The sequence below is a fragment of the Sulfitobacter sp. F26169L genome, assembly GCF_026410285.1.
Taxonomy (GTDB): Bacteria; Pseudomonadota; Alphaproteobacteria; order Rhodobacterales; family Rhodobacteraceae; genus Sulfitobacter.
In genome coordinates, this window is record NZ_JAPMLP010000001.1 from 439,935 (window position 1) to 464,990 (window position 25,056).

Sequence of the window (25,056 nt, forward strand, 5' to 3'; positions counted from 1 at the left end):
TGAACAAAGGCGGTGGACGAGCCGGACTGGTCCGCGAACCCATGAAAAACCCCGCAAAAGCGGGGCATTTCTGTGTCAATTTTTGGGCAGGTCGAATCAGATGGCCAAGTATTCCGCGCGCAATGCCTCGTTCTCCAGCACCTCTTGGGCGCTGCCGTCAAAGACCACACCGCCGGTATCCAGAATCACCGCACGATCCGCCAGTTTCAGGGCGCGCACGGCGTTTTGTTCAACCAGAATGGTGGTGATGCCCTGGGCCTTGATGATCGAAAGCGTCTTTTCAATCTCGTCCACGATGACGGGCGCCAGCCCTTCGTAGGGTTCGTCCAGCAGCAATACCTTGATGTCGCGGCACAGGGCACGGGCAATCGCTAGCATCTGCTGCTCGCCGCCCGACAGGGTGGTGCCTTCCTGCTTTCTACGCTCTCCCAGACGCGGGAACAGCTCGTACACCCGCTCCAGCGACCAGCCGATAGGCGGGGCGATCTGCGCAAGTTTCAGGTTTTCTTCTACCGTAAGGCCCGAGATGATGCGGCGGTCTTCGGGGACCAGCGCCAGACCTGCGGCGGCCGCTTCATAGCTTTTCATCAGGTGCAGGGGTTTGTGATCCAGCCAGACTTCGCCGTGTGTCAGTTCCGGATCACCGATTTGCGCGATGGTGCGCAGGGTTGATGTTTTGCCCGCACCGTTGCGCCCCAGTAGGGCGAGGATTTCGCCTTCGTGTACGTTAAAGCTGACGCCTTGCACAATATAGCTTTCGCCGTAGGAAGCGTGAATGTCCCAGACCGACAGAAAAGCAGGGGCGGTCGCCGCGTGATTGGCGTTTTTGTTAAAGGTTTGTGTGTTCATGTGATGTGTCCTTTTGGATGCGAGGGGAGGGCGCGCGGTTAAACGGCCTGAGTCTCGCCCAGATAGGCTTCTTTGACTTTCGGATGGCCCTTGATCTTGTCGGGCGTGTCCTCGACCAGCGGGGTGCCTTGGGCCAGCACGGTAATCCGGTCGGCCAGTGAAAACACCACATGCATATCGTGTTCGATAATGGCGATGGTGATATCACGCTCTTCCTTGATCTGCTTGAGCAGGTCGATGGTGTTGTTGGTATCTGCCCGCGCCATGCCGGCGGTGGGTTCGTCCAGCAACAGCAGGCGCGGCTCTTGTGACAGGCACATGGCAATTTCCAGACGCCGCTTGTCGCCGCGCGACATCGACGATGCCTGCATCTCGCGTTTGTCATAAAGCTTCATATCGACCAGCATCTGTTTTGCCTTTTCGATCACATCCCTTTCACTGTCGATGCTGCCGATGGCATGCAGGCTGAAACCGCCATCGCGTTTTGCAAAACACGGGATCAGCATGTTTTCCATGACGCTCAGATCGCCGAAGATTTCAGGCGTCTGGAACACGCGGGAAATGCCCATCTGGTTGATTTCATAAGGCTTGCGCCCCAGCACCGATTGCCCGTCAAACATGACGGATCCTGTATCGGGGATCAGCTTGCCCACCAGACAGTTGAGCAGGGTGGATTTACCGGCCCCGTTCGGGCCGATGATCGCATGCACGGTGTTTTCGGCGACAGAGAGGTTCACGTCCCCCAATGCCTGCAACCCGCCGAAGCGCTTGTTCACGTTTTTGACTTCAAGAATACCCATGTCGTGCGCTCCTTATTCGGCAGGTGTGGTTTTGCCGGATGGCGTTTCGGGATCGGCTTTCTTGCGGCGGAACAGGTTGCCGATGCGTTGACCACCTTCGACCAGACCACCGGGCAGGAAGATCACAACCAACATGAACAGCAGGCCCAGTGTCAGGTGCCAGCCCTTTCCGACGAACGGATAGACCAGCGTGATCAGCAGATCTTCGATGCCGTCCGGCATGAAGGCAAACCACTGTTCCAGAACACCTTTGTTTATTTTGGATACAATGTTTTCCATATATTTGATGAATCCGGCACCCAGTACTGGCCCGATCAACGTGCCGGCACCGCCGAGGATGGTCATCAGGACAACCTCACCCGATGCGGTCCAGAACATCCGTTCGGCTCCGACTTGCGTATCCATCGCCACCAGCAGGCCGCCCGCCAGCCCCGCATACATGCCCGAGATGACAAATGCCGCCAATGTGTAGGGTTTGGAGTTCAGGCCGGTATAGTTCATCCGCTGCTGGTTCGATTTCACCGCCCGCAGCATCATCCCGAAGGGCGAGCGGAAAATGCGGATCGACAGGTAGAACGCGATCAGCATGATGATCGCCGCGATGTAGTAGCCCGCGTTGAAGGTGAATATCCAGTCGCCTACGTTCCATTCAGTCGTCGCCTTCATATCCAGACCAAACAGGTTGGCACGTGGCGATTGGCCGGCTTCCAGCGCGCCGTCAAGGATACGTGGATCGGTGTATTTTGGCTGAAGGCCTGTCTCGCCGCCCGTGATGGGCGTGAGAACGGAATAGGCCAACGCATATGACATCTGGGCAAAGGCCAGCGTCAGGATCGAGAAGTAGATGCCCGAGCGGCGTAGCGATATCCACCCCACCACAAGAGAGAACAGCCCCGCCACGATCACCGACACGATGATCGCAGGCACCACGTTCATGGTGAGCAGCTTCATCATCCAGATCGCAGCATAGGAGCCGACACCCAGAAACGCGGCATGGCCAAAGCTGAGGTATCCGGTGAGGCCGAACAGGATGTTGAACCCGATGGCAAAGATGCCAAAAATCACCAGACGCTGCATCAGATCGGGATAGCCCGCGTTGAACTGCGCCATAGCAGAGCCTTCGGGGAAGGGGTTGAGGATAAAGGGCGCAAACAGCGCGAGAATTGCAACAACAACCAGCAGCCCGGCGTCACGTTTTGTTAGTCCAAGCATGGTTTAGTCCTCCATCACGCCGGCACGGCCCATCAGGCCACGGGGGCGCGTCAGCAAAATGATGATCGCAACGAGATAAATAATGATCTGGTTGATGCCGGGAATGAACTCCAGCACAACCGCCATGGAGGCAAAGCTCTCCAGAATGCCCAGCAGGAAACCGGCCAGCACCGCACCGGGAAGGGAGCCCATGCCGCCGACGACAACCACAACAAAGCTGAGCACCAGAAAATCCATGCCCATGTGATAGTTGGGCGAGTTGATGGGCGCATACATCACACCCGCCAGACCCGCGACAGCCGCGGCAATCCCGAACATAATGGTAAAGCGCTTGTCGATGTTGATGCCGAGCAGGCCTACGGTTTCACGATCCGCCATGCCCGCGCGCACCACCATACCGAAGGTGGTGAATTGCAAGAAGGCAAACACAGCGCCGATGATCACTGCCGAAAAGGCGAAATAGACCAGCCGCCAGTAGGGATAGATGATGGTATTGGGTTCAAATCCCAGCATCGCACCAAAATCGAACGATCCGGCAAATGCGGCCGGCGCGGGTGTGGGGATCGGGTTTGCGCCGTAGTAATATTTGATCACTTCCTGCAGCACAATCGCCAGACCGAATGTCACAAGGATCTGGTCGGCGTGTGGACGGTGATAGAAATGCTTGATCAGCCCCCGCTCCATCACAAAGCCGATGAGGATCATAACGGGTATGGCAAACAGGATCGACAACGGCACGGCCCAGTCGACCATCCACGCCCCCGCGGCTTCGCCGAACCATTCCTGAATATACAGCACGTCATCGAACTTCGGGTTGCCCAGAAAATCGGTTCCCGACGGCTCGCTTGCCTTATGGCTGAGTGTCAGAAGGTTGCTAAAGGTCACGGCACAAAACGCGCCGATCATGAACAGGGCACCGTGGGCAAAGTTGACCACACCAAGGGTGCCGAAAATCAGCGTCAGACCAAGGGCGATCAGCGCATAGGCTGACCCTTTGTCGAGGCCGTTGAGAATTTGAAGTAGAATTGCGTCCATGGTCGGTCCCATCTGTCACAACTGCTGCGCGCCCGACTTCACTGGTCGGGGCGGTCTGCGAATCTGTGATCTGTCTGTTGTAGAAAAAGGGATGCAGGGCAGGCGTATCGGCCCGCCCTGCATAGCCGTCTGGCTGTTATGCGCCTGCGTTACATGTACCCAGTGAGCCGCCGGCAAACTGCGGGTGGTCGGGTGCATAGGTAACCTGCTCGGCAGGTGTCACTTCGACGATTTCCACCAGATCGTACTGGTTCTCGGGGTTCTCTTTACCCTTCACAACCACAACGTCCTTAAAGCACTGGTGATCATCGGCGCGGTAGAGGGTCGGGCCGTTGCCCAGCCCGTCAAACTCGAACCCTGCAAGTGCTTCTGCAACGGAGCACGGGTTGAACGATTTGCCACGTGTGACCGCATCAGCATAGAGCAGCGTTTGAACATAGCAGGTGTGCGCCGCCTGTGACGGCGGGAAGCCGTATTTTGTACCGAAGGATTTTACGAAGGCGTTTGTCCCTTTGTAACGCTCGCCCAGCTTGTCTTCCAGCGTCCAGTCCCAGTTCTGCGAACCGATGATGCCCTTGATGTTGGCACCTGCACCGCGCGCCATAAGCTCGGAGTAGAGCGGCACAACGATTTCGAACTTCTTGCCGTTGACAGATTGGTCGCGCAGGCCGAACTGCACCGCATTCGTCAGCGAGTTGACCATGTTGCCGCCGTAGTGGTTCAGAACCAGAACATCGGCACCGGATTGCAGAACAGGCGCGATGTAGGACGAGAAATCGGTCGCTGTCAGTGGCGTTTTTACCGCGTTGACAGTTTCCCAACCCATCGCCTCGGTTGAGGAGCGAACAGCCTCTTCTGTGGTGTAACCCCAGTTGTAATCAGCCGTCAGGTGATAGGCCTTGCGATCCTTGCCGTATTCGTTGGCCAAGATCGGCGCAAGGGCCGCGCCGGACATGTAGGAGTTGAAGAAATGGCGGAAGCCGTTGGCGCGCTTATCTTTGCCCGTTGTGTCGTTGGAGTGGGTCAGACCCGCCATAAAGATAATGCCGGCCTCTTGGCACAGCGCCTGCACAGCCACAGCCACACCGGAGGAGGAGCCACCGGAGATCATCACGGCGCCGTCTTTTTCGATCATCGACTTGGCAGAGGCGCGTGCGGCGTCTGATTTCGTCTGCGTATCGCCGGTGACGAACTGAACCTTTTTGCCCATGATGCCCGTGCCATCCAGCACCTTTGAGCTGAAAGTAGACAGCATACCGCCATCGCCTTCGCCGTTCAGATGCTCGACCGCCAGTTCAAACGCGCGCAGCTCGTCCGCGCCCTCGTCTGCGTAGGGGCCGGATTGCGGGACGTTGAAGCCCAGCGTAACGGTGTCGCCCTGTGGGGCGTTGGTGAATCCAGAATGCGCATCGGCGCGCAGGTAGGTTGGCAGCGCCAGACCGGCACCGGCCACAACGCCGGTTTGGATCAGACTGCGACGTGTCGGATTGAAGATTGACATGATGTCCTCCCGAAAGTGTTAAACAGCGGCCACGCTCTTCTATGGGGCGTTGGCGCTGGCACGGGTTACGTGCTGTGTCACTATCGTGGGCGGGCAGGGGTTTTCGCAACAAGGGCCTTGATTGCTGCGATAGGTTTGTAAATAACTGAACAATGAACTTTACGAAGGTGTAAATTAAGTGATGTTGCAGCGCAGAAAGCCTCTGATACTTTTTGTTATTCTTGAATGCTTTCCCTGTGGAGTCTGAAAGCTTGACAGGCAGCCGCATCCGCGAGCGGCGTGTTATGCAGGGGCTAAAACAGGCGGACCTTGCCCAGAGTATCGGTATATCGCCAAGTTATCTGAACCTGATCGAACATAATCGCCGCAGAATCGGCGGCAAGTTGTTGTTGAACATCGCCGCTGCATTGGAGGTAGAGCCGCAGGCCCTGACCGAAGGCGCCGAGGCGGGTTTGATGGGGATACTGGAGGAAGCCGCGCTGGCCGCGAACTTGTCAGCAGAAGACGCAAGCCACGCCGAGGCATTTGCAGGCCGCTTTCCCGGATGGGCAGAGGCACTCGCCGTCAGCCAGCGCCGAGTGGCCGCGCTGGAACGCACCGTTGAGACATTAAGCGACCGGATGGCGCATGACCCGCATCTGGCAGAGTCGGTTCACGAATTGCTGACCACAGCGGCGGCTGTCAGGTCCACGGCGGAAATTTTGGCGGGAGATGACACGCTGGAGCGCGAATGGCAGGATCGTTTCCACGCGAATCTGGATTCAGACAGTGACCGTCTTGCCCGAAGTGCGCAGACCTTCGTGCGTTATCTTGAGCAGGCCAAGGGGCCGGTGGCCGCCGGGAACGCGCCCCAAGAGGAAGTAGAACAATACCTTGAGGCGCATAATTTCCGCTTTCCGGAGCTTGAATCAGGGGGCGGCACGACAACAGTGGCCGAATTGGTGGCGGACGATGGTGCAGAAATGTCTGAGGCGGCACGATTCATTCTTCAAAATGTGCTGGACCAGACCCAGCAGGATGCACGCGCGCTGCCGATCCGCGCGTTGGAAGACGCGCTTTTGTCACAGCCCGTTGAACCGGTTACACTTGCGCACCATTTTTCCGTGCCGGTTGGCCTGATGTTGCGCCGTTTGGCGGCATTGCCTGAACTGGGCGCCGGTCTGGTGGTGTGTGACCGCTCGGGCACGGTAATTTTCCGCAAATCCGCTGACGGGTTTTCGGTGCCCCGCTATGACAGTTGTTGCCCGCTTTGGCCGCTGTTTGCGGCCCTCGGTGCACCGGGGACGGTGCTGCGTGAACGGATCGGGCAACTGGGGCGGGGGCAGGTGCAATTCGATGCCTTTGCCACCGCCGAAGTATCGACAGTGTCGGCCTATAATACACCAGCACTGGCCAGAGGGGTGATGCTGTTGCTGCCTGCGCCTGCGGGGGATACAAGCGAAACCGTTCGCGCGGTTGGCGCGACTTGCCGGATATGTCCGCAGGAGAGTTGCTCGGCGCGGCGCGAACCCTCGATCATGAAGGTCGACAGGTAGGGGGCGGGCCCTATTGATTTTGACACGCCTGCCGGATGGGTGCATCGTGCGCGCTATATTGCCTGTGCTGTGGGGGAGAAACACAACACGGCATCGTAGATAAGGCTGGGGGGAGAAGGCTCGCATGGGCAAACATGTCGTGCTGGTAGAGGATGAAACCAACATCGCGGAGGCAATACGCTTTTTGCTGGGTCGTGAAGGGTGGCGTGTTGAAACGTTGGCCAACGGTGGCAATGCCGCCGAAGTGATCCGGGCGGCCGGACCTGATCTTGTGATACTGGATGTCATGCTGCCGGGAAAAACCGGTTTTGAGATTCTGGCCGAACTGCGTGCTGATTCCGCTCTTGCAGACTTGCCGGTGCTGATGCTGACCGCGCGGGGACAGGCGCGCGACCGCGAAATGGCGATGCAGGCAGGTGCAAGCCGGTTTATGACGAAACCATTTGCCAACAATGAAATGCTGGCGGCTGTTCGCGAACTTACTCAGGGGCGCGTAGACTGATGGCAAAGACGCCGCTGTTTCTGGAGCGTCAAAGCTATCGCCGTCGCCGGATGATGGATGCAGTGCGCATACTGCCGCTGCTTTGTGCGGTACTTTGGATGATCGTACCCATGATGTGGCCGAACGGGACAGAACAAAGCGAGCCCACGTCCCTTTCCCATGCGATCGGATATGTCTTCATCGTCTGGGCGGTGGGGATCGTGGCCACAGCCGGTTTGTGGCACCGCATCCGCAGCCGCGATGACGCGGACGAAGCCCGCCAGACAGAGCCGCGCAGCTGATGGTCACGCTTAACCTGCTGATTGCGGTCTGCCTAATCTACGTGGCGGGGTTGTTTCTGGTCGCCTTTCTGGCAGAGCGCGCGGCCTTGCGAGGGCGCGGTGGGTGGCTGTTGCGCTCGCCGTTGGTTTATACGCTGTCGCTGTCGATCTATTGCACGGCATGGACATTTTATGGCGCGGTTGGTTATGCGGCGCGCTCGGGACTGGAATACGTAACGATTTATCTGGGTCCGACGCTGGTGATGATCGGCTGGTGGTGGGTGCTGCGCCGCCTGGTACGCATCGGCCGCGCGCAGCGCGTCACCTCGGTGGCCGATCTTATTTCAGCGCGATTTGGCAAATCAAACCTGCTGGCGGTGATGGTAACCGCGATGGCGGTAATCGGCGTGACCCCTTATATCGCGCTGCAACTGCAATCGGTCACACTGTCTGTTTCAATCTTTGCCGCTGATGATGTCAGCAGTATGCAAAGCGGTGATCTGAACGATTACGCGGCCTTTTGGGTCGCGGCGGGGCTGGCGGTGTTTACGCTGGTATTTGGCACGCGAAACCTGAATGCAAACGAACGCCACCACGGGGTTGTGATTGCTGTCGCTGTGGAGGCGGTGGTCAAACTGGTGGCGTTGCTGGCGGTCGGGGCGTTTGTGGTCTGGGGCGTAGCTGGCGGGCTGGCCGATACAATCTCGCGTATAGACGCCTCGCCGATCGGCACATGGCAAACAGGCGGCGGACGCTGGAGCGCGCTGATCGTGTTGTCAGCTGCCGCTTTTGTCTGCCTGCCGCGTATGTTTCAGGTTCTGGTTGTCGAGAACGAGGACGAGCGACACCTGCAAATCGCTAGCTGGGCTTTCCCGATCTACCTGCTGGCGATCAGTCTTTTTGTTGTGCCAATTGCCGTTATCGGCCTTGAACTGATGCCGACTGGTGCAAACCCCGATCTGTACGTCCTGACGATCCCGCTCAGTCAGGGGCAAAGCGGTTTGGCGATGCTGGTATTTCTGGGCGGCTTTTCGTCGGCAACCTCAATGGTGATTGTCGCAACACTGGCGTTGAGCACGATGATGTCGAACCATATCGTCATGCCGCTATGGCTACAGCTCAGCGCGCGCGGGGCGCAGCAATCGGGCGATGTGCGTGCTGTGGTGATCCGCGCGCGGCGGCTTTCGATCCTGCTGATTATCTCGCTGGGGTATCTCTACTATCGCGCCTCCGGCGGGTCCGGCGCGCTGGCGGCGATTGGTCTGATCTCGTTCGGCGGTGTTGCACAGTTCTTACCCGCATTGCTGGGCGGTATTTTCTGGCGCGGTGCCACGCGCACCGGTGCTGTGGCAGGGCTGGCTGCCGGTTTTGTGGTGTGGATGTACACGATGCTGCTGCCCAGCTTTGGCCCCGACGGGGCACTTCCGGCGGCTGTGTTCGAACAGGGGCTTTTCGGGGTGTCGCAGCTGCGCCCAAGGGCGCTGTTCGGGATCACGGGGCTGGACCCGACGGTTCATGCCGTCTGGTGGAGCCTGTCATTGAATACATTACTGTTTATCACGGTCTCTATTTTCAGCTTCCCCACGCCGCTGGAACGTCTGCAAGGCGCGCAGTTTGTAAACGTCTTTGACCGGTCTTCGCGGCACGCGCGTGGCTGGTCTGCATCCGAGGGCGAGGCCGAAGACCTGATGATCATGTCACAGCGTATTCTGGGCGCGCCCGAGGCGCAGGCGTTCTTTCGCGATCAGGCACTGCAACAGGGTCGTGTCGGCAGATCCCCCGCACCAACACCGGAGTTTGTGCAGGCGCTGGAGCGGGAACTTGCCGCTTCTGTCGGGGCGGCAACGGCGAATGCGATGATCGGCCAGATCATCGGCGGGCAGGCTATTTCGGTTGAGGAACTGATGGCTGTGGCGGACGAATCCGCCCAAATTCTGGAGTATTCAAGCAAGCTTGAACTGAAATCCCGTCAGTTGGCCGAGACAGCGCATGAATTAAGCCGTGCGAACGAAAAACTGACGCAGCTTTCCTTACTTAAAGACAGCTTCCTAACCCAGATCAGTCATGAATTACGCACACCGATGACGTCGATCCGATCTTTTTCAGAAATTTTGCGCGATATGGCGGACCTGAGTGATGTGGACAAAACCCGCTATGCCTCGATCATCCATAGCGAGACAATCCGCCTGACGCGGCTGTTGGATGATCTGCTGGATCTGGCGGTGCTGGAAGGCGGGCAGGTATCGCTGAATTGCAAGACGGTCAATCTGCACGATATCCTGGAACAGGCGGTTACAACCGCGCAGGCGAGTTCTGCCAGAGAATTCGACATTCGCCGGCAGGTTGCGAACGAGGACGTGACGCTGGTCACAGACGGGGACCGCCTTGCTCAGGTGTTCATCAATCTGGTGAGCAACGCGCTGAAGTATTGTGATGCTGCCGAACCTGAGCTGGATATTGCCGTGCGCCGCGAGGCCGAGAACGTGATCGTAGCCTTCACCGACAACGGCAGTGGCATTCCGGCGGACGGCGAAACGGTTGTTTTTGAAAAATTCGTACGGCTCGGCCGTGGTGAAGGGGATGGCGCGGGCCTTGGCCTTGCGATTTGCCGCGAGATTGTGACGCGACTCGGCGGTGCGATCAGCTATGTGCCGCTGGAAAAGGGCGGCCGGTTCGAGGTGCGCCTGAGTAGTGGTCACGCCGGCAAGGAATTGCCGCGAATGTTGCTTATATAAATACACTGGTAACCATTCAGCGATACCACAGAAGGCAGATCTCCATCCTGCATAGAGACGCAGGCACTGGATTTGTGGCGCGAGGAGGGGCAGCACTAATGAGCGTGGAACAGGCGGCATCACTGTTGCAGCGCAAGGCGCGCACGGGGAGCGAGGCACATGCCGCGCGCGCAATGTCGCTGGGGCGCGCCCTGCGCTTGACCGCCGCAAGAGAGGCGGACCGTTTGATAGGATTGGCGGTAGGCGTTCTTAGTGTCACACGCAAACCCTTGGCGGCAATTGATGTTGCTGCGCAGATTGCCGCGGAAAATCTGACGTTGTTGATGGATGGCCCGGCGGGGCAGGCGGCTGCGGCCATGTTGGAACCGGTACTTGTTACCGGCCTGATCCAGCAGCAAACCATGGGCAAGGTGATGCCCGCGCCCGAAGGCGCGCAAGACCGCCGCCACACTGCGACCGATGCAGCACTTTGCGCACCATTTATCGAAGCGTTACTTGTGCGGGCATCCGCCTTGCCGGAAGAGGAATCGGATCGGGACCTGCTTCAAGGATACCGCTTTGGCGTATGGGCCAAGCAGCCCCGACAGGCGCAATTGGCACTGGATGCCCAAGCTTACGAACTGGTTGAAATGACGCTCGATCTGGCAGCGGGCGCGCGTGTCGGCAAGCTGTCCCTGATCCTGCCGGAAGCTGCGCGCGTCATACCCCCAACTGATGTGGAATCAGATGCGCCGGTAGTTGCCGAACAAGGCAGGAATCTGGAAAAGAACGTCTTGGGCCTGAAGGCAGAGCTGACTATTGCGCTGACCCGTCTGAAAATGCCGATCCAGAAAATTGTCGGGTTCAAGGCCGGTGATTTGCTGGATTTGCAACTGTCCAGCATGGCGCAGTCATTGGTACTGGACCAAACCGGAAAAATATTGAGCCGCGGAACACTGGGCCAGATAGATGGAAAACGGGCCGTGCAGGTGGAGCAGCAAAAAGGCAAGCATTACACGCAGCCCCGCAGGCGCGCAGCAGATCGCGAAGAACTGGACCTGCCCGATGTCACCGCACCGGTGTCTGTGCAAGACACTGTGCCGTCCGATGCCGCCTCCCTGCCGCGTTTGTCGGACGTGGATATTTTCGGCGATATGGATGATCTGCCTGAAATGCCCGATATGGAAGATGCCGCAGAAGCTGCGGATGCCCGCATGACACAGACGGAGGAGCCGGAACACGAAGGGAGCCTCAAACGCTCGGTCTGGTGAACTCGTGGAAAAGTAAACACTACGGGATATGTTTGCGACCCCTGGGCTAATCAGGCCGCGTGCTGTTCCAGATAGGGCCGAAGGTTCTCCAGATCATAACCGGCCGATTTTCCGGCTGCGATGATTTCGTCGGCAGATTGCTTGCCGGCCTGACCCAAAGCCCACGCGATGCACGAACGTGTGCCTGAGGCGCAATACGCAAAGGTCACACCGTCTTGATCCGCGCCCAACGCACGGTTTCGCGCGACATTTTCTTCCGTCATCGTGGAATGTGTCAGCGGCTGCACGGCAAATTCCAGACCGGCGGCTTGCGCTGCGGCTTGCAGGGATTGCGCACTTAGCTCTGCCGGTACTTCTTCGTCTGGGCGGTTGCACAGGATGCGGGTGATGCCGGCCTCTTTGAGAGCGTTCATCTGGTCGGGCGCGATTTGCGGCCCAACAAAATAGCGGGGGGTAAGTTGTCTGATATCCATGCGGGCATATGTACTTGGCCACTGCGGCCCTGTCCAGCGGCGCCGCGCTGCTTTATCGCGCAGATTCACCGTGATCCCGAACCACACGCGCGCGCCAGTCCTGCTCGCTCAACGCAGGGCTGGATCAGGAAAGAAAGATGCCGATAATCACGGCCATCAGCCCGATCACTGACAAAAACAGCGCTCCGAGATTGAATGGCACCACTTTTTTCAACTCGTCCCGCATCGCCGCATCATCCAGACCCGCGCGTTTGGCACGGCTGACGCGAATGATGCAATAGACCAGCCCCAGAAGGCCCAGAACCGAAAGCGCAGTGCCGCCCCAGATGATTGCGTTAAAAAGCGATGATGTCGTTTGTTGTTCCATATCCCCCCGATAGGATAATCCGCGCGCAGCGGCAAGAGCACCTTGCGGGGCGGTAGGGGGCAGGTTAGCTAGGCGCATCACAACAACAGACATCGCGCGCGCCTGCGCGAACAGTCCAAGGAGCCCCCAATGAGCGAATTCAGCACAAATCCCGCCCCCGCCGAGGACGCGATCGGTGATGCAACCTATAAGGTGACTGCCAACGAACTGCGTCAATTTGTAGAGCGGATCGAGCGTTTGGACGCTGAAAAGAAAGACCTTGCCGAGCAGCAGAAAGAAGTGATGGCAGAGGCCAAATCCCGCGGCTACGACACCAAAGTGCTGCGCAAGGTGATTGCCCTGCGCAAGCGCGAACCCGACGACATTGCCGAGGAAGAAGCGGTGTTGGACATGTATAAAGAAGCGCTGGGCATGTAGTCTGCGCAAATTGCAACGGGGACATGGCGAAAGGGTGCTTGCACGTTTGCCTTCGCCCCCCTAGAAGAGCACAAATTTTCTCTCCGCGCAGGTATGTGCGGCCAAACGCTATGGAGCACACATGCAGGTCAAAGAGACGCTGAACGAAGGTCTGAAACGCGGCTATAACATCACCCTGACAGCAGACGAGCTGGACGCAAAGGTGAACGAGAAGCTGAAAGAAGCGCAGCCCGACGTCGAGATGAAGGGATTCCGTAAAGGTAAAGTGCCGATGGCGCTGCTGAAAAAGCAATTCGGCCAGCGTGTTATGGGCGAAGCGATGCAGGAAGCCATCGATGGCGCCATGAACGAGCATTTTGAAAAATCCGGCGATCGTCCTGCGATGCAGCCCGACGTAAAAATGACCAACGAAGACTGGAAAGAGGGCGACGATGTCGAGGTCGAAATGACCTATGAGGCATTGCCCGAGATTCCCGAACTTGACCTGTCCGGCATCAAGCTGGAAAAAATGGTCGTCAAGGCGGACGATGCGGCAATTGACGAAGCACTCGCGTCGCTGGCCGAAACCGCACAGGATTTCAAAGCCCGGAAGAAGGGTTCGAAAGCCAAAGACGGCGATCAGGTTGTCATGGATTTTGTCGGCAAGGTTGACGGCGAAGCGTTTGAGGGTGGTTCGGCCGAAGATTACCCTCTGGTTCTGGGCTCGAACTCCTTCATCCCCGGCTTTGAAGAGCAACTGGTCGGTGTGAAGGCGGACGAGGAAAAGGACGTGACAGTCAGCTTCCCCGAAGATTATCAGGCAGAACATCTGAAGGGCAAAGAGGCTGTATTCTCTTGCACCATCAAAGAAGTGAAAGAGCCTGTTGCAGCCGAGATCAACGACGAAATGGCAACAAAGTTCGGTGCCGAAGACCTTGCCGCGTTGAAAGTGCAGATCGGCGAGCGTCTGGAAGCGGAGTATGCAGGCGCATCACGCGCGGTGATGAAGCGCGGTTTGCTTGATGCGCTGGACAAGATGGTTGATTTCGATCTGCCGCCTTCATTGCTGGACGCCGAAGCCGGTCAGATTGCCCACCAGTTGTGGCATGAGGAAAACCCCGATGTTCAGGGCCACGACCACCCCGAGATCGAAACTACGGACGAGCACAAGAAGTTGGCAACCCGCCGTGTGCGTCTGGGCCTGCTGTTGGCCGAACTTGGCCAGAAGGCTGAGGTGGAAGTGACAGACGCTGAGATGACGCAAGCGATCATGAATCAGGCGCGCCAATACCCTGGTCAGGAACGCCAGTTCTTTGAGTTTGTTCAGCAGAACCAGCAAATGCAGCAGCAGATGCGCGCGCCGATCTTTGAAGACAAGGTCGTGGATCACGTGTTCGAGCAGGCAACCATCACGGAGAAAGAAGTCTCCAAGGATGATCTGCAAAAGGCCGTTGAGGCGCTGGAAGAAGAGTAAATCTTTTCACACGAACAGATTTAAACAGGGCCATCCAGTCGGGTGGCCCTGTTTTATTTCAGGGCAGGGAGCGGTTTCTTCAACCGGCGCGCAGGCCTGTTTCGACCAACATACCGCGCCTTTTTGCTTCGTAATAATAGCCGCGCGCATACCACTTGATTGCGGTTGCGTGATCGCCGTTGGAAAGCAACCATGCGCCGCGCAGGTATTTTACTGCAAATTCCAGATTTGTGTCTGCATCCAATAGATCGCGGGGCTTGCCGCGAAAGCCCATGGTTCGCGCGGTTTGGGGCAGAATTTGCAAGAGACCATAGTACGGGCCGTTACGCGCCGCCGGATTGTGGGTGCTTTCGCGGATTGCCAGACGGTGGACAAGGGTGCGTGGCACTTCGTAGTGATCTGCCCAGCGATTGATCGAGGCCCGCAGTTGGGGCGTCTCGTTTGGGTGGAGGGGCAGCGACGGTTTTACCGTCCGGGGTGCCGCGCTTTTACTTGCGGAGCAGGCGGAGACAAGACTGGCCGTACAAAGTACGAGAAAGCGGCGGCGGGGGAAAGTGCGCATTGCGGGTGTCCGGCATTGTTGACGTGGCCGGACGTTAATGCGGGTTTTCACCATGCCGCAAGACGGCACGGTATTCTCGGCAGGGTTTCGCCATTTTTCGAAGGCTGGGGGATATATCCGGCTTCTGTCAGACCGCCGGGCGGATCGGCAGATTCTGCGTTGGTTGTGTAGATCGCGACTGCGTCAGGGCGCCTGTGTAGTCCGCATACCCCCAAACGAAAAACCGCCGCGCAAGAGAGCGCGGCGGTTTATTGTCGTTCTGATCGTCTCGAAGTTACTTGTCTTCGTCGGATGTTTCTTCGTCGGAAGAAACCACTTCGGCAAGATCGTCATCTTCGGACGCGGCTGAGCCGATATCGTCAAACAGTTCAGAGATTTCGAATTCGGCTGCGGCTTCTTCTTCTGCCGCCAGTTCCTGAATGGATTTACCGGCTGCCTGAAGCTCTGACTCTTCAACGGAACGTGCAACGTTCAGTTCGATTGTCGCCTCGACTTCCGGGTGCAGAATAACCTGTACGTTATGCACACCAAGGTATTTGATGGGCGCGGACAGGACAACCTGCTTGCGGTCAACGGTAAAGCCTTCGGCAGTTGCTGCCTCGGCTGCGTCACGTGTGGTGACGGAACCGTAAAGCGCACCTGCGTCGGACGCGGAGCGAATCACAATAAACTGCTGGCCGTTCAGTTTAGCGGCCATTGCGTCGGCTTCTTTCTTCGTCTCGAGGTTCTGTGCCTCAAGCTGGGCTTTCTGGCCCTCGAAAGCTTCGATGTTTGCCTTGGAGGCAGACAACGCTTTTTGCTGTGGCAGCAGATAGTTGCGCGCATAGCCCGGTTTGACGTCTACGACGTCGCCCATCTGGCCCAGTTTCGCAACACGTTGGAGAAGGATAACTTGCATGATCTCTGCTCCTTATTTCACAGCATAGGGCAGCAGGGCGAGGAAGCGGGCGCGTTTGATGGCACGGGCCAGTTCACGCTGCTTTTTCGCTGATACTGCGGTGATACGGGACGGCACGATCTTGCCACGCTCGGAGATGTAGCGCTGAAGCAGGCGTGTGTCTTTGTAGTCGATCGCCGGTGCATTGTCGCCCGAGAAGGGGCAGACCTTGCGGCGGCGGAAAAATGGTTTTGCGGCCATGGTTTAGTGTCCTTTCAACTGGCTAAAATCAGCGGCGTTCACGGCGCTCGGGGCGCTCGTCACGTTTTTGCATCTGAACGGAAGGCAGGTCTTTGTGCTCGTCCATCTTGATGGTCAGAACGCGCATGACATCGTCATGCAGGCGCATCAGGCGTTCCATCTCCTGCACGGCGGTGGCCGGTGCATCGGAGCGCAGGAAGGCATAGTGGCCCTTGCGGTTCTTGTTGATTTTATAGGCCATCGTTTTGACGCCCCAATACTCGCTGTCCACGAGTTTCCCACCGTTATCGGAAAGGACGGTGCCGAAATGTTCGATCAGGCCTTCGGCTTGTGTATTGGACAAGTCCTGGCGTGCGATCATGACATGCTCATATAGCGGCATGTGTGCTCCACTTATTTCAAGGCGCATTTCATAGGCAGGGCAATGATCCTTTGCTGCCCCGACACGAGAGTCTGCGCGGTTAAATCGTCTTGCAAAGGAAGCCCCGCTATACACCCTTTGGCGCGCGGTGCAAGCGCCCAAGTTGTCGGGCAGGCAGGGATAGATAAATTTTCGAATAATTGCCGCGCTGCTGCCGCTTTTTGGTCTTTTTTGGTTAGCAATCTACCCAGAGTAGAACGAGGGGAACCGTGCCATGACCATGACAGCCAATCACGTTTCGGAACACGCAACGATACTGGGGGCAACACATGTATTGAATGGCAACCGTCTGGTGATGCGGATTGCACAGCGGCTGGGTGCGGTATCGCTGGCGCTGGTCGGTGTGTTGGTCTGGCTGGCCCCCGGGGCGGGTTGGGAAAGCGAGGTAATGTTGTTCAAACTAACTGCATCGTTGATTTCCGCGCTATTGTCCGTTGCGCTGTGGCAGTACAGTCTGCCGCCGTTGCCGCCCATGGTCGAGGTTGACGTTGCCGCCGCCGAACTGCGTCTGATCCGTGATGGCGCGCCTGCCGCGTCCCGCGTATTGGAGCGGTGCGCATTCAGTGACCTGCATCTTGTCGAGCTTGCAGGCCGTCGTATTACGTTCTGGGGACAGGGTAACCGCCTGCTGGCCGAAGTCACCCTGAGTAATGCAGCCGCGCATGCTTCGCTGTTGGGTGCATTGCGCGCCGCCGGCAAGCTTGCTTAAGCGGAATTTTGCAGATTAACCGGTTGTTCACAGGCGCGCACGAGGTGTTGAAGCCTGCGGGATTGAGTTTTTCGATCAATGCGCCATCTATGAGTGATACATTCAACATGGAGTATCCCCGATGAAATCACTTGTACTTGCCGCTTTGCTGTCTGCCTCCGCCTCAGTGGCGATGGCCGCTGACAAATACGTCCTCGATTCAAGCCACAGTCAGGTTCTGTTTTCCTATAACCACCTCGGCTTTTCCACGACCTACGGTATGTTCGGTGGATTTGAGGGCGAAATCATGCTTGATCAGGAGGATCCGGCAAAATCAAGCGTGAGCGTTTCGATGCCGACAAAGTCGATGTTTACCGGCTGGGAAGAGCGCGACAGCCACTTTATGTCTGACGACTTTTTTGGCGCGGACGATGATGACATGATCACGTTCACATCGACCGGCATTGAAATGACGGGCGATACCACTGCAAAAATCACCGGCGATCTGACCATGAACGATGTGACCAAATCTGTTGTTCTGGATGCAAAGCTTAATCAGGCGCAGATGCACCCGATGGCGGGCAAGGAATGGGCCGGTTTTAACGCAACGACGACACTGCTGCGGTCGGATTTCAACGTTGACAAGTTCGCGCCCCATATCGGTGACGAAGTGAACGTGATGATTTCGCTGGAAGCTATGAAGGCCGAGTAAACTTCTGCACTGATCAAATTGGGCCGCGGAGAGATTTCTTTCCGCGGCCTTTTTTGTTACTCGGTCGCGCGTGTCGCTGTAACATTGACGGAAACATCCACCGCAAACCCGAGCGAACTGTCATCGGTCATATTATCCCCGATGCCAAAATTGCGCCTGTCCAGCGTGACATTGCCGCGCATTTCGGCCGTGGTATCGTTAACCGATAGGTGAAACGGCATCTCCAGCGGAACGCTCTGGTCTTTTATGGTAAGCGTGCCTTCGGCGATGTAGCCATCAATAATGCTGATGATATCAGCTTTGAACGTAGCTGTCTCAAAGGTATTCGCATCGAAAAAATCCGGCCCCATGGCCTGATCGGTGACCGAGCCGAGCGTGAGTGACCCGATGGAAATCACAACCTCGACATTGCCGGATTTGCCACTGGTGATATCGGGATCAAAGGAAATATCCGCAGTCCAGTCGGTAAAGCCGCCTTCGACTTCGGATCCGAATTGCACAACTGATATGGTGATATCGCCATCCTCAACGGTCCAGTCCGATTTGACTTCGGCCAGTTGTGCGGCCTGCGCGGGATTTGTGTGTGGCTGGTAAAGGCCGAAAGCACTGCCCGCGCCAAGGGCGACGATCCACAGGGCAAGCGCAGCCACGAATGGTTTGGCTGTATGGCGTGCGGGGGGCAGTGTGCCCAGTTCCGGCGCGCCGGTGATCATGCGGCGCAACGTGGCATCGCGGTCAATAAGCTGGTGTTTGATCGCGCCGGCAATGTGTAACAGAATGGAAACCACCATGATCCTGCCAAATACCCAGTGCGCCCCGCCAAACAATGCGGCGACGTTTTCGGATTTTGGCACCAATGGCAGGTTCTGGCCTAGCGGCCACCAGATTGGTGCAAATCCCGATGTTGCGGCGTGATGCAGCCAGCCTGACAATGGCGTCAGCACCAGCGAGCCGTAGAGAAGCCAGTGCACGGTTTCGGCCAGAAAGGTTTCGACCTTGCGGGTCGGGTGCAGGGGGGCGGGTTTGGCCTGTGTGACTGCCCACAGAATTCGGGCAATCGCGACAAAGAACACCGACACGCCCAGCGTTTTATGCAGCGAAAACAGCCATGCTTTGCGCGCAAGCTGTTCTGATGTGTCGTAGGGCAGATCGTTTGCGATCACGCCGACCGGGATAAGGGTCATCACCAGAAGGGCTGTTAACCAGTGAAATCCGCGCGTGACGCTGCCGTAGCGGGTGTGTGTGTTGCCTTGTGCCATCGCAAAACTCCGTAAAACCTTTGCTGCTGTTCTATAGTGTATTGCGTTCAGGGCAATTGCAGTCTGCGCAGGTTTTGTGTGCGCTCTTGTGAGGCAGAGCATGCTTCGCTAAACCGGACGCCAGATATTTCAGGAGACAGGTTATGAGCATTGCATTCGTTTTTCCCGGACAGGGCGCGCAAACCATCGGGATGGGGCATGACCTTGCGCAGGCCTATCCGGCAGCGCGCGCCGTCTTCGACGAGGTCGATGATGCCTTGGGCGAAAAGCTGAGCGCGATGATCTGGGAAGGTGACATCGAAACGCTGACCCTGACGGAGAACGCCCAGCCCGCGCTGATGGCAACATCTATGGCCGCGATGCGCGCACTGGAATCCGAGGGCATTGATGTGACGCGCGCGTCTTATGTTGCGGGTCACAGTCTGGGCGAATATTCGGCGCTGTGCGCGGCGGGTGTGTTTACACTGGCCGATACCGCGCGCCTGCTGCGCACGCGGGGTCGTGCAATGCAGTCAGCCGTGCCTGTTGGGCAGGGCGCGATGGCGGCAATTCTGGGACTGGGGGCCGAAGATGTTGCGGCACTGGCGGCAGAAGCGGCAGGCGATGGCGTGTGCCAGCTGGCCAACGAAAACGATCCGACCCAGAATGTGATATCCGGCAGCAAGGATGCCGTGGAGCGGGCGATTGATCTGGCCAAGGCAAAAGGCGCAAAGCGTGCGTTGCCATTGCCTGTGTCGGCGCCGTTCCATTGTGCATTGATGCAACCGGCAGCCCTTGAAATGGCCCGCGCCTTGGCGGATGTGCAGATTAATGCGCCTGCCGTTTCGCTGGTGGCGAATGTTACTGCCGAGGGTGTTTCGTCCGCCGACCCGATTGCGCAATTGCTGGTGGATCAGGTCACAGGCCGCGTTCGCTGGAGGTCGTCGGTAGAGTGGATGGTGGCGCAGGGCGTCACGGAGTTTTGGGAAATTGGCGCGGGCAAGGCGCTGTCGGGTATGATCCGGCGTATCCACAAAGAGGCAGTGCTGCGCAATGTGGGTGTGGCTGCGGATGTAAAAGCGGCACTCGAAGCCTGAGAGCGCGAATCGAATGGCACAAACGCCGCTGAGGGTGCCGCGCGCTTGGCGCCGAGCACCCCAATGCCTGCGGCAGTTTGTGAGAATGCAGAATTAAAAAGGATAAGACATGTTTGATCTGACAGGAAAAAATGCACTGGTCACCGGCGCATCCGGTGGAATCGGTGCGGATATTGCGCGCGCGCTTCATGCACAGGGTGCAACCGTGGGTCTGTCAGGCACCCGCACAGACCCTCTTGAAGCTTTGGCAGCGGAACTGGGCGCGCGTGCGCATGTGTTGCCCTGTAACCTGAGCGATATGGACGCGGTTGAATCGCTGCCGAAGCAGGCGGCCGAGGCGATGGGATCAGTTGATATTCTGGTCAACAATGCAGGAATCACCCGCGACAACCTGTTTATGCGCATGTCAGATGATGAGTGGCAGTCGGTTCTGGATGTTAATCTGACCGCTACTTTCAAGCTCTGCAAAGGTGTCATGCGCGGCATGATGAAGGCGCGCTGGGGGCGGATCGTCAATATTTCCAGCATCGTAGGGGCCACGGGCAATCCGGGTCAGGCGAACTATGCCGCGTCAAAAGCGGGGTTGATCGGTATGTCAAAAAGTTTGGCCTACGAAGTTGCCAGCCGTGGCATCACAGTGAATGCTGTCGCCCCCGGATTTATTGCTACTGCCATGACCGACAAGCTGACTGATGAGCAGAAAAGCGGCATTATGGGACAGATTCCGGCCGGTCGTATGGGTACTCCGGACGAGATCGCCAGCGCGGTTGTCTATCTTGCCAGTGCCGAAGCGGCATATATCACAGGGGCGACCTTGCATGTGAACGGCGGCATGGCCATGTTGTAAAAGCGTTTGGATTAGCGTTTGCCAACGCGGTTCCTTATGCTAAAGGGAGCGCAGATTACCCAGACGGGCGCTTGCAAGTGACCCGCGCCTTGTGCAAGCAAGGAGAACGAGCCGCCCCCGTTTGGGGGCACCCTCTGGCCTCTCTTTTCAGTGAGGTGGCAGAAACCCAAAGGGGCCAAATGGCCCGATGAGTGAGGACTAATAGTATGAGCGACGTCGCAGACCGCGTTAAAAAGATCGTTGTTGAGCACCTTGGTGTTGAAGAAGACAAAGTAGTGGAAAATGCTTCTTTCATTGATGATCTGGGTGCAGACAGCCTCGACACTGTCGAGCTGGTAATGGCATTTGAAGAAGAATTCGGCATCGAAATCCCAGATGACGCAGCCGAAAACATCCAGACTTTCGGTGACGCGGTCAAGTTCATCAAAGAAGCCTCATAAGTCAGGCTTTTGTCGGGTTCGCTCGGCGGTAATATTCCTGAACGGCGCCTTCCTTTGCGGAATGGCGCCGTTTTTGATTCCGGCCTCATTTTTGGCTTGTTCTGTGTGCCGTGTCGCGGCAAGTCTGGCAGCCTGAGGCAGCACTGGATAAGAAGGCCGGAACAAATGGCACGTAATGTCCCCACGATAAACACTCCACGGGTTACCCTGCGCGGCATGCGTCGCGAGGATTTTGCGCGCTTTGCCGATATTTGGGCCAAGCCGTCTGTTGTAAGCCATATCGGGGGAAAGCCATGGCCGAAATCGCGAAGCTGGGATGCATTTTTGCGCAATGCAGGGCATTGGCAGATCGCCGGATTCGGCCAGTGGGCTGTTCAAATCCATGGTGATCCCGAAATGGCGGGGCAGACCGGATTTTTCTACGGATCACGTGGTTTGGGAGACGATTTTGATCCGTTTCCCGAAGCCGGGTGGGTTCTTGACCCACAATTTCAGGGGCTGGGATACGGGATTGATGCGGCCTCTGCTGCGCATGACTGGTTTGACAGGGTCGTGGCAGGGCGCACCGTTTGCATGGTGGCACCGCATAACGAAGGATCCCTCAGAATCGCGCAAACGCTGGGGTATGTTCCGCTGCGCGACTCGCAGGTAGAGGGCGAGGACGTGTTATTGATGACGCGAAAAGGCCCGCCTGTATAACGACACTCTCTATGGTGGGGTAGAATGTTTCCCTTACGGCAACCGCGTCGGGTTTTATCCCTCAAATGGGGGATGCGACCCGTTCGGATCGTCGTTAACCTATTTTCATATTGCACGTATTCTATTTTAGCTGCCCATGATCCTACGCCCTATTTGGCTGTTACGGTTTTTCGTCTCCGTGACCGGACAGGTGTCCGTTGACTGATACGGTAAATCCGGTGGATCGTGGGCTCTTTCATTATTGGTCAGATGCGGGGTAATATCGCCGGTGATATCCCAGAGACTTGAATAATGTCCTGTCGGCAAGGTATAGCCGGACCCAAGGAATTTTACACCAAAGGGCAGGGCATATGCGCAGAGTGGTTGTTACGGGATTGGGTTTGGTCACACCGTTGGCAGACGGGGTTGAGGAAAGCTGGAAGCGGATTTTGGACTGTCAGTCCGGCGCGGGGCCGATTACGGGCTTTGACGCAAGCCGTTGTGTTACACAATACGCCTGCGAAGTGCCGTTGGGGGACGGTACGGATGGCACATTTAATGCAGATACCTACATGCAGCCCAAAGAGCAGCGTAAGGTAGATACTTTCATTATGTTCGGTCTGGCAGCAGCCCAGCAAGCGATTGAAGACGCAGGTTGGATGCCCGAGGATCGCGAGAGCCTGGAGCGCACGGGTGTGCTGATCGGGTCCGGCATCGGCGGATTGAACTCCATCGCGAACACGGCTGTAATGATGGCCGAGAAGGGGCCAAAGCGGGTCAGCCCGTTCTTTGTTCCCGGTGCGCTGATCAACCTGATCTCGGGGCAGGTATCCATAAAATACGGATTTAAAGGGCCGAACCATTCGGTTGTGACTGCTTGTTCCACGGGTGCCCACGCGATTGGTGATGCAAGCCGTCTGATCATGTTTGGCGATGCCGATGTGATGGTGGCCGGTGGTGCCGAGGCAGCGATTTGCGAAATCGGGATTGCAGGCTTCAACGCCTGCAAGGCGCTGAGCACCAAGCGCGGTGATGACCCGCAAAAGGCCAGCCGCCCCTATGACACCGACCGTGACGGTTTTGTTATGGGTGAGGGTGCCGGTATTGTGGTGCTGGAAGAATATGAGCACGCCAAGGCGCGTGGCGCAAAGATTTATGCCGAGGTAATCGGCTATGGTCTGTCCGGCGATGCGTACCACATCACAGCCCCGTCAGAGGATGGTGAGGGCGGCGAACGGTCCATGCGCGCCGCGCTCCGCCATGCGGGACTTGAGCCCAAAGACATCGACTATATCAACGCGCATGGCACGTCTACGATGGCCGATACCATCGAACTGGGTGCGGTCGAGCGGATGATGGGCGAACATGCAGGCAAGGTGACCATGTCATCTACCAAGTCGGCCACCGGTCATTTGTTGGGGGCTGCGGGTGCGATCGAGGGAATATTCTCAATCCTTGCAATCCGTGACCAGATTGCGCCGCCGACGATCAACCTCGACAACCCTGCGGTTGAGACAAAAATCGATCTGGCGGCAAATGCGCCGGTAAAGCGCGAAATCAAAGTGGCGCTGAGCAACTCTTTCGGATTTGGCGGCACCAATGCAAGCGTGCTGTTCGGGAAGGTAGAATAAATGTGGCGCCATGTTGCGGCGAACGCAATTACGTTTCTGGTTGTGGCTTTGTTCCTGCTGGGTGGCGTCATCATTTGGGGCAAGTCGGAGTATGACGCGGCTGGCCCGTTGAGCGAAGCCGTTTGTGTGCAGGTCAAAAGTGGCAGCAACATGCGCCGCGTCAGTAAGGATCTGGCGGAGCAGGGTGCGGTGCGTTCTGCCGCGATTTTCCGTATCGGTGCGGATTACGAAGACAAGACAGGCCAGCTGAAAGCAGGCAGCTTTCTGATCGAGCCAGAAGTCAGCATGAAGGAGATTGTGGACATCATCACCCGTGGCGGTGCCAGCACTTGTGGGACCGAGATTGTGTACCGCATTGGTGTGACGCGGGTAAGTGTTCAGGTGCGTGAACTGGACCCTGCGACAAACCGTTTTACCGAACTGGCACAGTTCACACCCGCAAGCGGCGAAGTACCCGCGGCTTATACCCAAACGCGTGACAAAGCCGATGTGCGGTTTCGCGTGGCGATGGCCGAAGGGGTGACAAGCTGGCAGGTGGTCAATGCGCTGAATGCGATGGACATCATGGAAGGCACTGTCACGGAGACACCCGCCGAAGGATCGCTTGCGCCCGACAGCTATGAGGTGCGCAAGGGCGATGACCGTGGTGCGCTGATTGCGCGGATGCAAGCGGCACAGGAAACATTGTTGGCCGCAGCATGGGAAGCGCGCGCGGATGACCTGCCGGTCAACAGCCCTGAAGAACTGCTGATTCTTGCGTCGATCGTGGAAAAGGAAACCGGTGTTGCGGAGGAGCGCCGTCAGGTGGCCAGCGTCTTTGTGAACCGTCTTAATCAGGGGATGCGTTTGCAGACAGACCCGACCGTGATCTATGGCATCACCCGTGGCGAAGGCGTGCTGGGCCGTGGTTTGCGCCGTAGTGAACTGCGCCGCGAAACGCCCTACAACACCTATGTGATTCCTGCTTTGCCGCCTACACCTATTGCCAATCCAGGCCGTGCAAGCCTAATGGCAGCGGCGCAACCGGATGAGACACCCTATATCTTCTTTGTAGCTGATGGCACGGGCGGTCACGCCTTTGCGGTTACACTGGACGAGCATAACAGGAACGTAGCGGCGTGGCGCAAGATCGAAGCAGAGCGCGGCGCGGCGGCAGCTGGTAATGCATCGACGGGTGGCGGCAGCGATTAGGCTGTTGCGGGCACCGTGCCCGAA

Annotated in this window: 27 protein-coding genes; 15 read left to right on the plus strand and 12 right to left on the minus strand. The window is 57.5% G+C overall.

Going from position 1 to position 25,056, the window contains the following annotated elements:
• Window positions 1–96 precede the first annotated feature (96 nt).
• From OS189_RS02040 to OS189_RS02060, 5 genes are all read right to left on the minus strand, one after another.
• Window positions 97–849, minus strand: coding sequence for an ABC transporter ATP-binding protein (locus OS189_RS02040; protein ID WP_267165610.1), 753 nt, complete (start codon window positions 847–849; stop codon window positions 97–99).
• A gap of 38 nt (window positions 850–887) precedes the next feature.
• Window positions 888–1,649: an ABC transporter ATP-binding protein gene (locus tag OS189_RS02045; protein WP_267165611.1), complete on the minus strand. Its 762-nt coding sequence runs from the start codon at window positions 1,647–1,649 to the stop codon at window positions 888–890.
• A gap of 12 nt (window positions 1,650–1,661) precedes the next feature.
• Window positions 1,662–2,861, minus strand: coding sequence for a branched-chain amino acid ABC transporter permease (locus tag OS189_RS02050; protein ID WP_267165612.1), 1,200 nt, complete (start codon window positions 2,859–2,861; stop codon window positions 1,662–1,664).
• 3 nt (window positions 2,862–2,864) lie between these two features.
• Window positions 2,865–3,896, minus strand: coding sequence for a branched-chain amino acid ABC transporter permease (locus OS189_RS02055; RefSeq protein ID WP_267165613.1), 1,032 nt, complete (start codon window positions 3,894–3,896; stop codon window positions 2,865–2,867).
• 136 nt (window positions 3,897–4,032) lie between these two features.
• The gene (locus OS189_RS02060; protein WP_267165614.1) at window positions 4,033–5,397 is read right to left on the minus strand and encodes a substrate-binding protein; all 1,365 of its coding nucleotides are present in this window, start codon (window positions 5,395–5,397) and stop codon (window positions 4,033–4,035) included.
• Between the two features lie 236 nt (window positions 5,398–5,633).
• On the opposite strand from OS189_RS02060, the gene OS189_RS02065 reads away from it, so the two are divergent.
• The 5 genes from OS189_RS02065 (at window position 5,634) to OS189_RS02085 (ending at window position 11,679) form a co-directional block, all read left to right on the plus strand.
• Window positions 5,634–6,932, plus strand: coding sequence for a helix-turn-helix domain-containing protein (locus OS189_RS02065; protein ID WP_267165615.1), 1,299 nt, complete (start codon window positions 5,634–5,636; stop codon window positions 6,930–6,932).
• Window positions 6,933–7,056: 124 nt separating this feature from the next.
• Entirely contained in the window at window positions 7,057–7,434 is a 378-nt protein-coding gene (locus OS189_RS02070) for a response regulator transcription factor (RefSeq protein WP_267165616.1), read from the plus strand.
• A complete protein-coding gene (locus OS189_RS02075) occupies window positions 7,434–7,715 on the plus strand; it encodes a hypothetical protein (protein ID WP_267165617.1) in 282 nt (93 codons plus the stop codon). The genes OS189_RS02070 and OS189_RS02075 overlap by 1 nt, the downstream gene beginning before the upstream one ends.
• Window positions 7,715–10,429 carry an ATP-binding protein gene (locus OS189_RS02080; RefSeq protein WP_267165618.1) on the plus strand — a complete coding sequence of 905 codons (2,715 nt, stop codon included), beginning with the start codon at window positions 7,715–7,717 and terminating at the stop codon, window positions 10,427–10,429. Before OS189_RS02075 ends, OS189_RS02080 begins: the two co-directional genes overlap by 1 nt.
• 98 nt (window positions 10,430–10,527) lie before the next feature.
• The gene (locus tag OS189_RS02085) at window positions 10,528–11,679 is read left to right on the plus strand and encodes a FliM/FliN family flagellar motor C-terminal domain-containing protein (protein ID WP_267165619.1); all 1,152 of its coding nucleotides are present in this window, start codon (window positions 10,528–10,530) and stop codon (window positions 11,677–11,679) included.
• A gap of 50 nt (window positions 11,680–11,729) precedes the next feature.
• On the opposite strand, the gene OS189_RS02090 is transcribed toward OS189_RS02085, so the two are convergent.
• A complete protein-coding gene (locus OS189_RS02090) occupies window positions 11,730–12,152 on the minus strand; it encodes a protein tyrosine phosphatase family protein (protein WP_267165620.1) in 423 nt (140 codons plus the stop codon).
• A gap of 124 nt (window positions 12,153–12,276) precedes the next feature.
• Complete coding sequence (locus OS189_RS02095; RefSeq protein WP_416237436.1) at window positions 12,277–12,612, minus strand: hypothetical protein; 336 nt, start codon at window positions 12,610–12,612, stop codon at window positions 12,277–12,279.
• Between the two features lie 36 nt (window positions 12,613–12,648).
• Between OS189_RS02095 and OS189_RS02100 the strand changes: the two genes are divergently transcribed.
• On the plus strand, window positions 12,649–12,936 hold the full coding sequence (locus OS189_RS02100) for a DUF2312 domain-containing protein (RefSeq protein ID WP_267165621.1): 288 nt from the start codon (window positions 12,649–12,651) through the stop codon (window positions 12,934–12,936).
• Between the two features lie 121 nt (window positions 12,937–13,057).
• A complete protein-coding gene (gene tig, locus OS189_RS02105) occupies window positions 13,058–14,389 on the plus strand; it encodes a trigger factor (protein ID WP_267165622.1) in 1,332 nt (443 codons plus the stop codon).
• A gap of 79 nt (window positions 14,390–14,468) precedes the next feature.
• Here the strand turns inward: tig and OS189_RS02110 are convergent, their stop codons facing one another.
• The 4 genes from OS189_RS02110 to rpsF form a co-directional block, all read right to left on the minus strand.
• Window positions 14,469–14,951, minus strand: coding sequence for a transglycosylase SLT domain-containing protein (locus OS189_RS02110; RefSeq protein ID WP_267165623.1), 483 nt, complete (start codon window positions 14,949–14,951; stop codon window positions 14,469–14,471).
• Between the two features lie 274 nt (window positions 14,952–15,225).
• Entirely contained in the window at window positions 15,226–15,849 is a 624-nt protein-coding gene (gene rplI / locus OS189_RS02115) for a 50S ribosomal protein L9 (RefSeq protein ID WP_267165624.1), read from the minus strand.
• Window positions 15,850–15,861: 12 nt separating this feature from the next.
• Entirely contained in the window at window positions 15,862–16,089 is a 228-nt protein-coding gene (rpsR, locus tag OS189_RS02120) for a 30S ribosomal protein S18 (RefSeq protein ID WP_005852865.1), read from the minus strand.
• A gap of 28 nt (window positions 16,090–16,117) precedes the next feature.
• Window positions 16,118–16,471 carry a 30S ribosomal protein S6 gene (gene rpsF / locus OS189_RS02125; protein ID WP_267166053.1) on the minus strand — a complete coding sequence of 118 codons (354 nt, stop codon included), beginning with the start codon at window positions 16,469–16,471 and terminating at the stop codon, window positions 16,118–16,120.
• Between the two features lie 253 nt (window positions 16,472–16,724).
• Between rpsF and OS189_RS02130 the strand changes: the two genes are divergently transcribed.
• On the plus strand, window positions 16,725–17,219 hold the full coding sequence (locus OS189_RS02130; RefSeq protein WP_267165625.1) for a hypothetical protein: 495 nt from the start codon (window positions 16,725–16,727) through the stop codon (window positions 17,217–17,219).
• Window positions 17,220–17,340: 121 nt separating this feature from the next.
• Window positions 17,341–17,910, plus strand: a complete 570-nt coding sequence (locus OS189_RS02135) for a YceI family protein (protein ID WP_267165626.1) — start codon at window positions 17,341–17,343, stop codon at window positions 17,908–17,910.
• 56 nt (window positions 17,911–17,966) lie between these two features.
• Here OS189_RS02135 and OS189_RS02140 read toward each other — a convergent pair whose 3' ends face one another.
• Entirely contained in the window at window positions 17,967–19,169 is a 1,203-nt protein-coding gene (locus OS189_RS02140) for a cytochrome b/b6 domain-containing protein (protein WP_267165627.1), read from the minus strand.
• 143 nt (window positions 19,170–19,312) lie between these two features.
• On the opposite strand from OS189_RS02140, the gene fabD reads away from it, so the two are divergent.
• From fabD to mltG, 6 genes are all read left to right on the plus strand, one after another.
• Complete coding sequence (fabD, locus tag OS189_RS02145; RefSeq protein ID WP_267165628.1) at window positions 19,313–20,245, plus strand: ACP S-malonyltransferase; 933 nt, start codon at window positions 19,313–19,315, stop codon at window positions 20,243–20,245.
• 109 nt (window positions 20,246–20,354) lie between these two features.
• The gene (gene fabG / locus OS189_RS02150) at window positions 20,355–21,092 is read left to right on the plus strand and encodes a 3-oxoacyl-ACP reductase FabG (protein ID WP_267165629.1); all 738 of its coding nucleotides are present in this window, start codon (window positions 20,355–20,357) and stop codon (window positions 21,090–21,092) included.
• A 206-nt stretch (window positions 21,093–21,298) separates the two neighbouring features.
• Window positions 21,299–21,532, plus strand: a complete 234-nt coding sequence (locus OS189_RS02155; RefSeq protein WP_005852881.1) for an acyl carrier protein — start codon at window positions 21,299–21,301, stop codon at window positions 21,530–21,532.
• A 165-nt stretch (window positions 21,533–21,697) separates the two neighbouring features.
• On the plus strand, window positions 21,698–22,231 hold the full coding sequence (locus OS189_RS02160; RefSeq protein WP_267165630.1) for a GNAT family N-acetyltransferase: 534 nt from the start codon (window positions 21,698–21,700) through the stop codon (window positions 22,229–22,231).
• A 350-nt stretch (window positions 22,232–22,581) separates the two neighbouring features.
• Window positions 22,582–23,841: a beta-ketoacyl-ACP synthase II gene (gene fabF / locus OS189_RS02165; protein ID WP_267165631.1), complete on the plus strand. Its 1,260-nt coding sequence runs from the start codon at window positions 22,582–22,584 to the stop codon at window positions 23,839–23,841.
• Window positions 23,842–25,032 (plus strand): endolytic transglycosylase MltG, encoded by a 1,191-nt coding sequence (gene mltG / locus OS189_RS02170; RefSeq protein ID WP_267165632.1) that lies wholly within the window; start codon window positions 23,842–23,844, stop codon window positions 25,030–25,032.
• Window positions 25,033–25,056 lie beyond the last annotated feature (24 nt).

Coding starts and splice junctions, on each gene's coding strand:
- rpsF (WP_267166053.1), bottom strand. CDS start 16,471: ATGCCGCTATATGAGCATGTCATGATCGCACGCCAGGACTTGTCCAAT.
- tig (WP_267165622.1), top strand. CDS start 13,058: ATGCAGGTCAAAGAGACGCTGAACGAAGGTCTGAAACGCGGCTATAAC.
- OS189_RS02110 (WP_267165623.1), bottom strand. CDS start 14,951: ATGCGCACTTTCCCCCGCCGCCGCTTTCTCGTACTTTGTACGGCCAGT.
- OS189_RS02160 (WP_267165630.1), top strand. CDS start 21,698: ATGGCACGTAATGTCCCCACGATAAACACTCCACGGGTTACCCTGCGC.
- rplI (WP_267165624.1), bottom strand. CDS start 15,849: ATGCAAGTTATCCTTCTCCAACGTGTTGCGAAACTGGGCCAGATGGGC.
- OS189_RS02040 (WP_267165610.1), bottom strand. CDS start 849: ATGAACACACAAACCTTTAACAAAAACGCCAATCACGCGGCGACCGCC.
- OS189_RS02060 (WP_267165614.1), bottom strand. CDS start 5,397: ATGTCAATCTTCAATCCGACACGTCGCAGTCTGATCCAAACCGGCGTT.
- OS189_RS02075 (WP_267165617.1), top strand. CDS start 7,434: ATGGCAAAGACGCCGCTGTTTCTGGAGCGTCAAAGCTATCGCCGTCGC.
- OS189_RS02095 (WP_416237436.1), bottom strand. CDS start 12,612: ATGTCTGTTGTTGTGATGCGCCTAGCTAACCTGCCCCCTACCGCCCCG.
- mltG (WP_267165632.1), top strand. CDS start 23,842: ATGTGGCGCCATGTTGCGGCGAACGCAATTACGTTTCTGGTTGTGGCT.
- OS189_RS02140 (WP_267165627.1), bottom strand. CDS start 19,169: ATGGCACAAGGCAACACACACACCCGCTACGGCAGCGTCACGCGCGGA.
- OS189_RS02070 (WP_267165616.1), top strand. CDS start 7,057: ATGGGCAAACATGTCGTGCTGGTAGAGGATGAAACCAACATCGCGGAG.
- OS189_RS02090 (WP_267165620.1), bottom strand. CDS start 12,152: ATGGATATCAGACAACTTACCCCCCGCTATTTTGTTGGGCCGCAAATC.
- OS189_RS02085 (WP_267165619.1), top strand. CDS start 10,528: ATGAGCGTGGAACAGGCGGCATCACTGTTGCAGCGCAAGGCGCGCACG.
- fabF (WP_267165631.1), top strand. CDS start 22,582: ATGCGCAGAGTGGTTGTTACGGGATTGGGTTTGGTCACACCGTTGGCA.
- OS189_RS02045 (WP_267165611.1), bottom strand. CDS start 1,649: ATGGGTATTCTTGAAGTCAAAAACGTGAACAAGCGCTTCGGCGGGTTG.
- OS189_RS02080 (WP_267165618.1), top strand. CDS start 7,715: ATGGTCACGCTTAACCTGCTGATTGCGGTCTGCCTAATCTACGTGGCG.
- OS189_RS02100 (WP_267165621.1), top strand. CDS start 12,649: ATGAGCGAATTCAGCACAAATCCCGCCCCCGCCGAGGACGCGATCGGT.
- fabD (WP_267165628.1), top strand. CDS start 19,313: ATGAGCATTGCATTCGTTTTTCCCGGACAGGGCGCGCAAACCATCGGG.
- OS189_RS02135 (WP_267165626.1), top strand. CDS start 17,341: ATGAAATCACTTGTACTTGCCGCTTTGCTGTCTGCCTCCGCCTCAGTG.
- rpsR (WP_005852865.1), bottom strand. CDS start 16,089: ATGGCCGCAAAACCATTTTTCCGCCGCCGCAAGGTCTGCCCCTTCTCG.
- OS189_RS02050 (WP_267165612.1), bottom strand. CDS start 2,861: ATGCTTGGACTAACAAAACGTGACGCCGGGCTGCTGGTTGTTGTTGCA.
- OS189_RS02055 (WP_267165613.1), bottom strand. CDS start 3,896: ATGGACGCAATTCTACTTCAAATTCTCAACGGCCTCGACAAAGGGTCA.
- fabG (WP_267165629.1), top strand. CDS start 20,355: ATGTTTGATCTGACAGGAAAAAATGCACTGGTCACCGGCGCATCCGGT.
- OS189_RS02130 (WP_267165625.1), top strand. CDS start 16,725: ATGACCATGACAGCCAATCACGTTTCGGAACACGCAACGATACTGGGG.
- OS189_RS02155 (WP_005852881.1), top strand. CDS start 21,299: ATGAGCGACGTCGCAGACCGCGTTAAAAAGATCGTTGTTGAGCACCTT.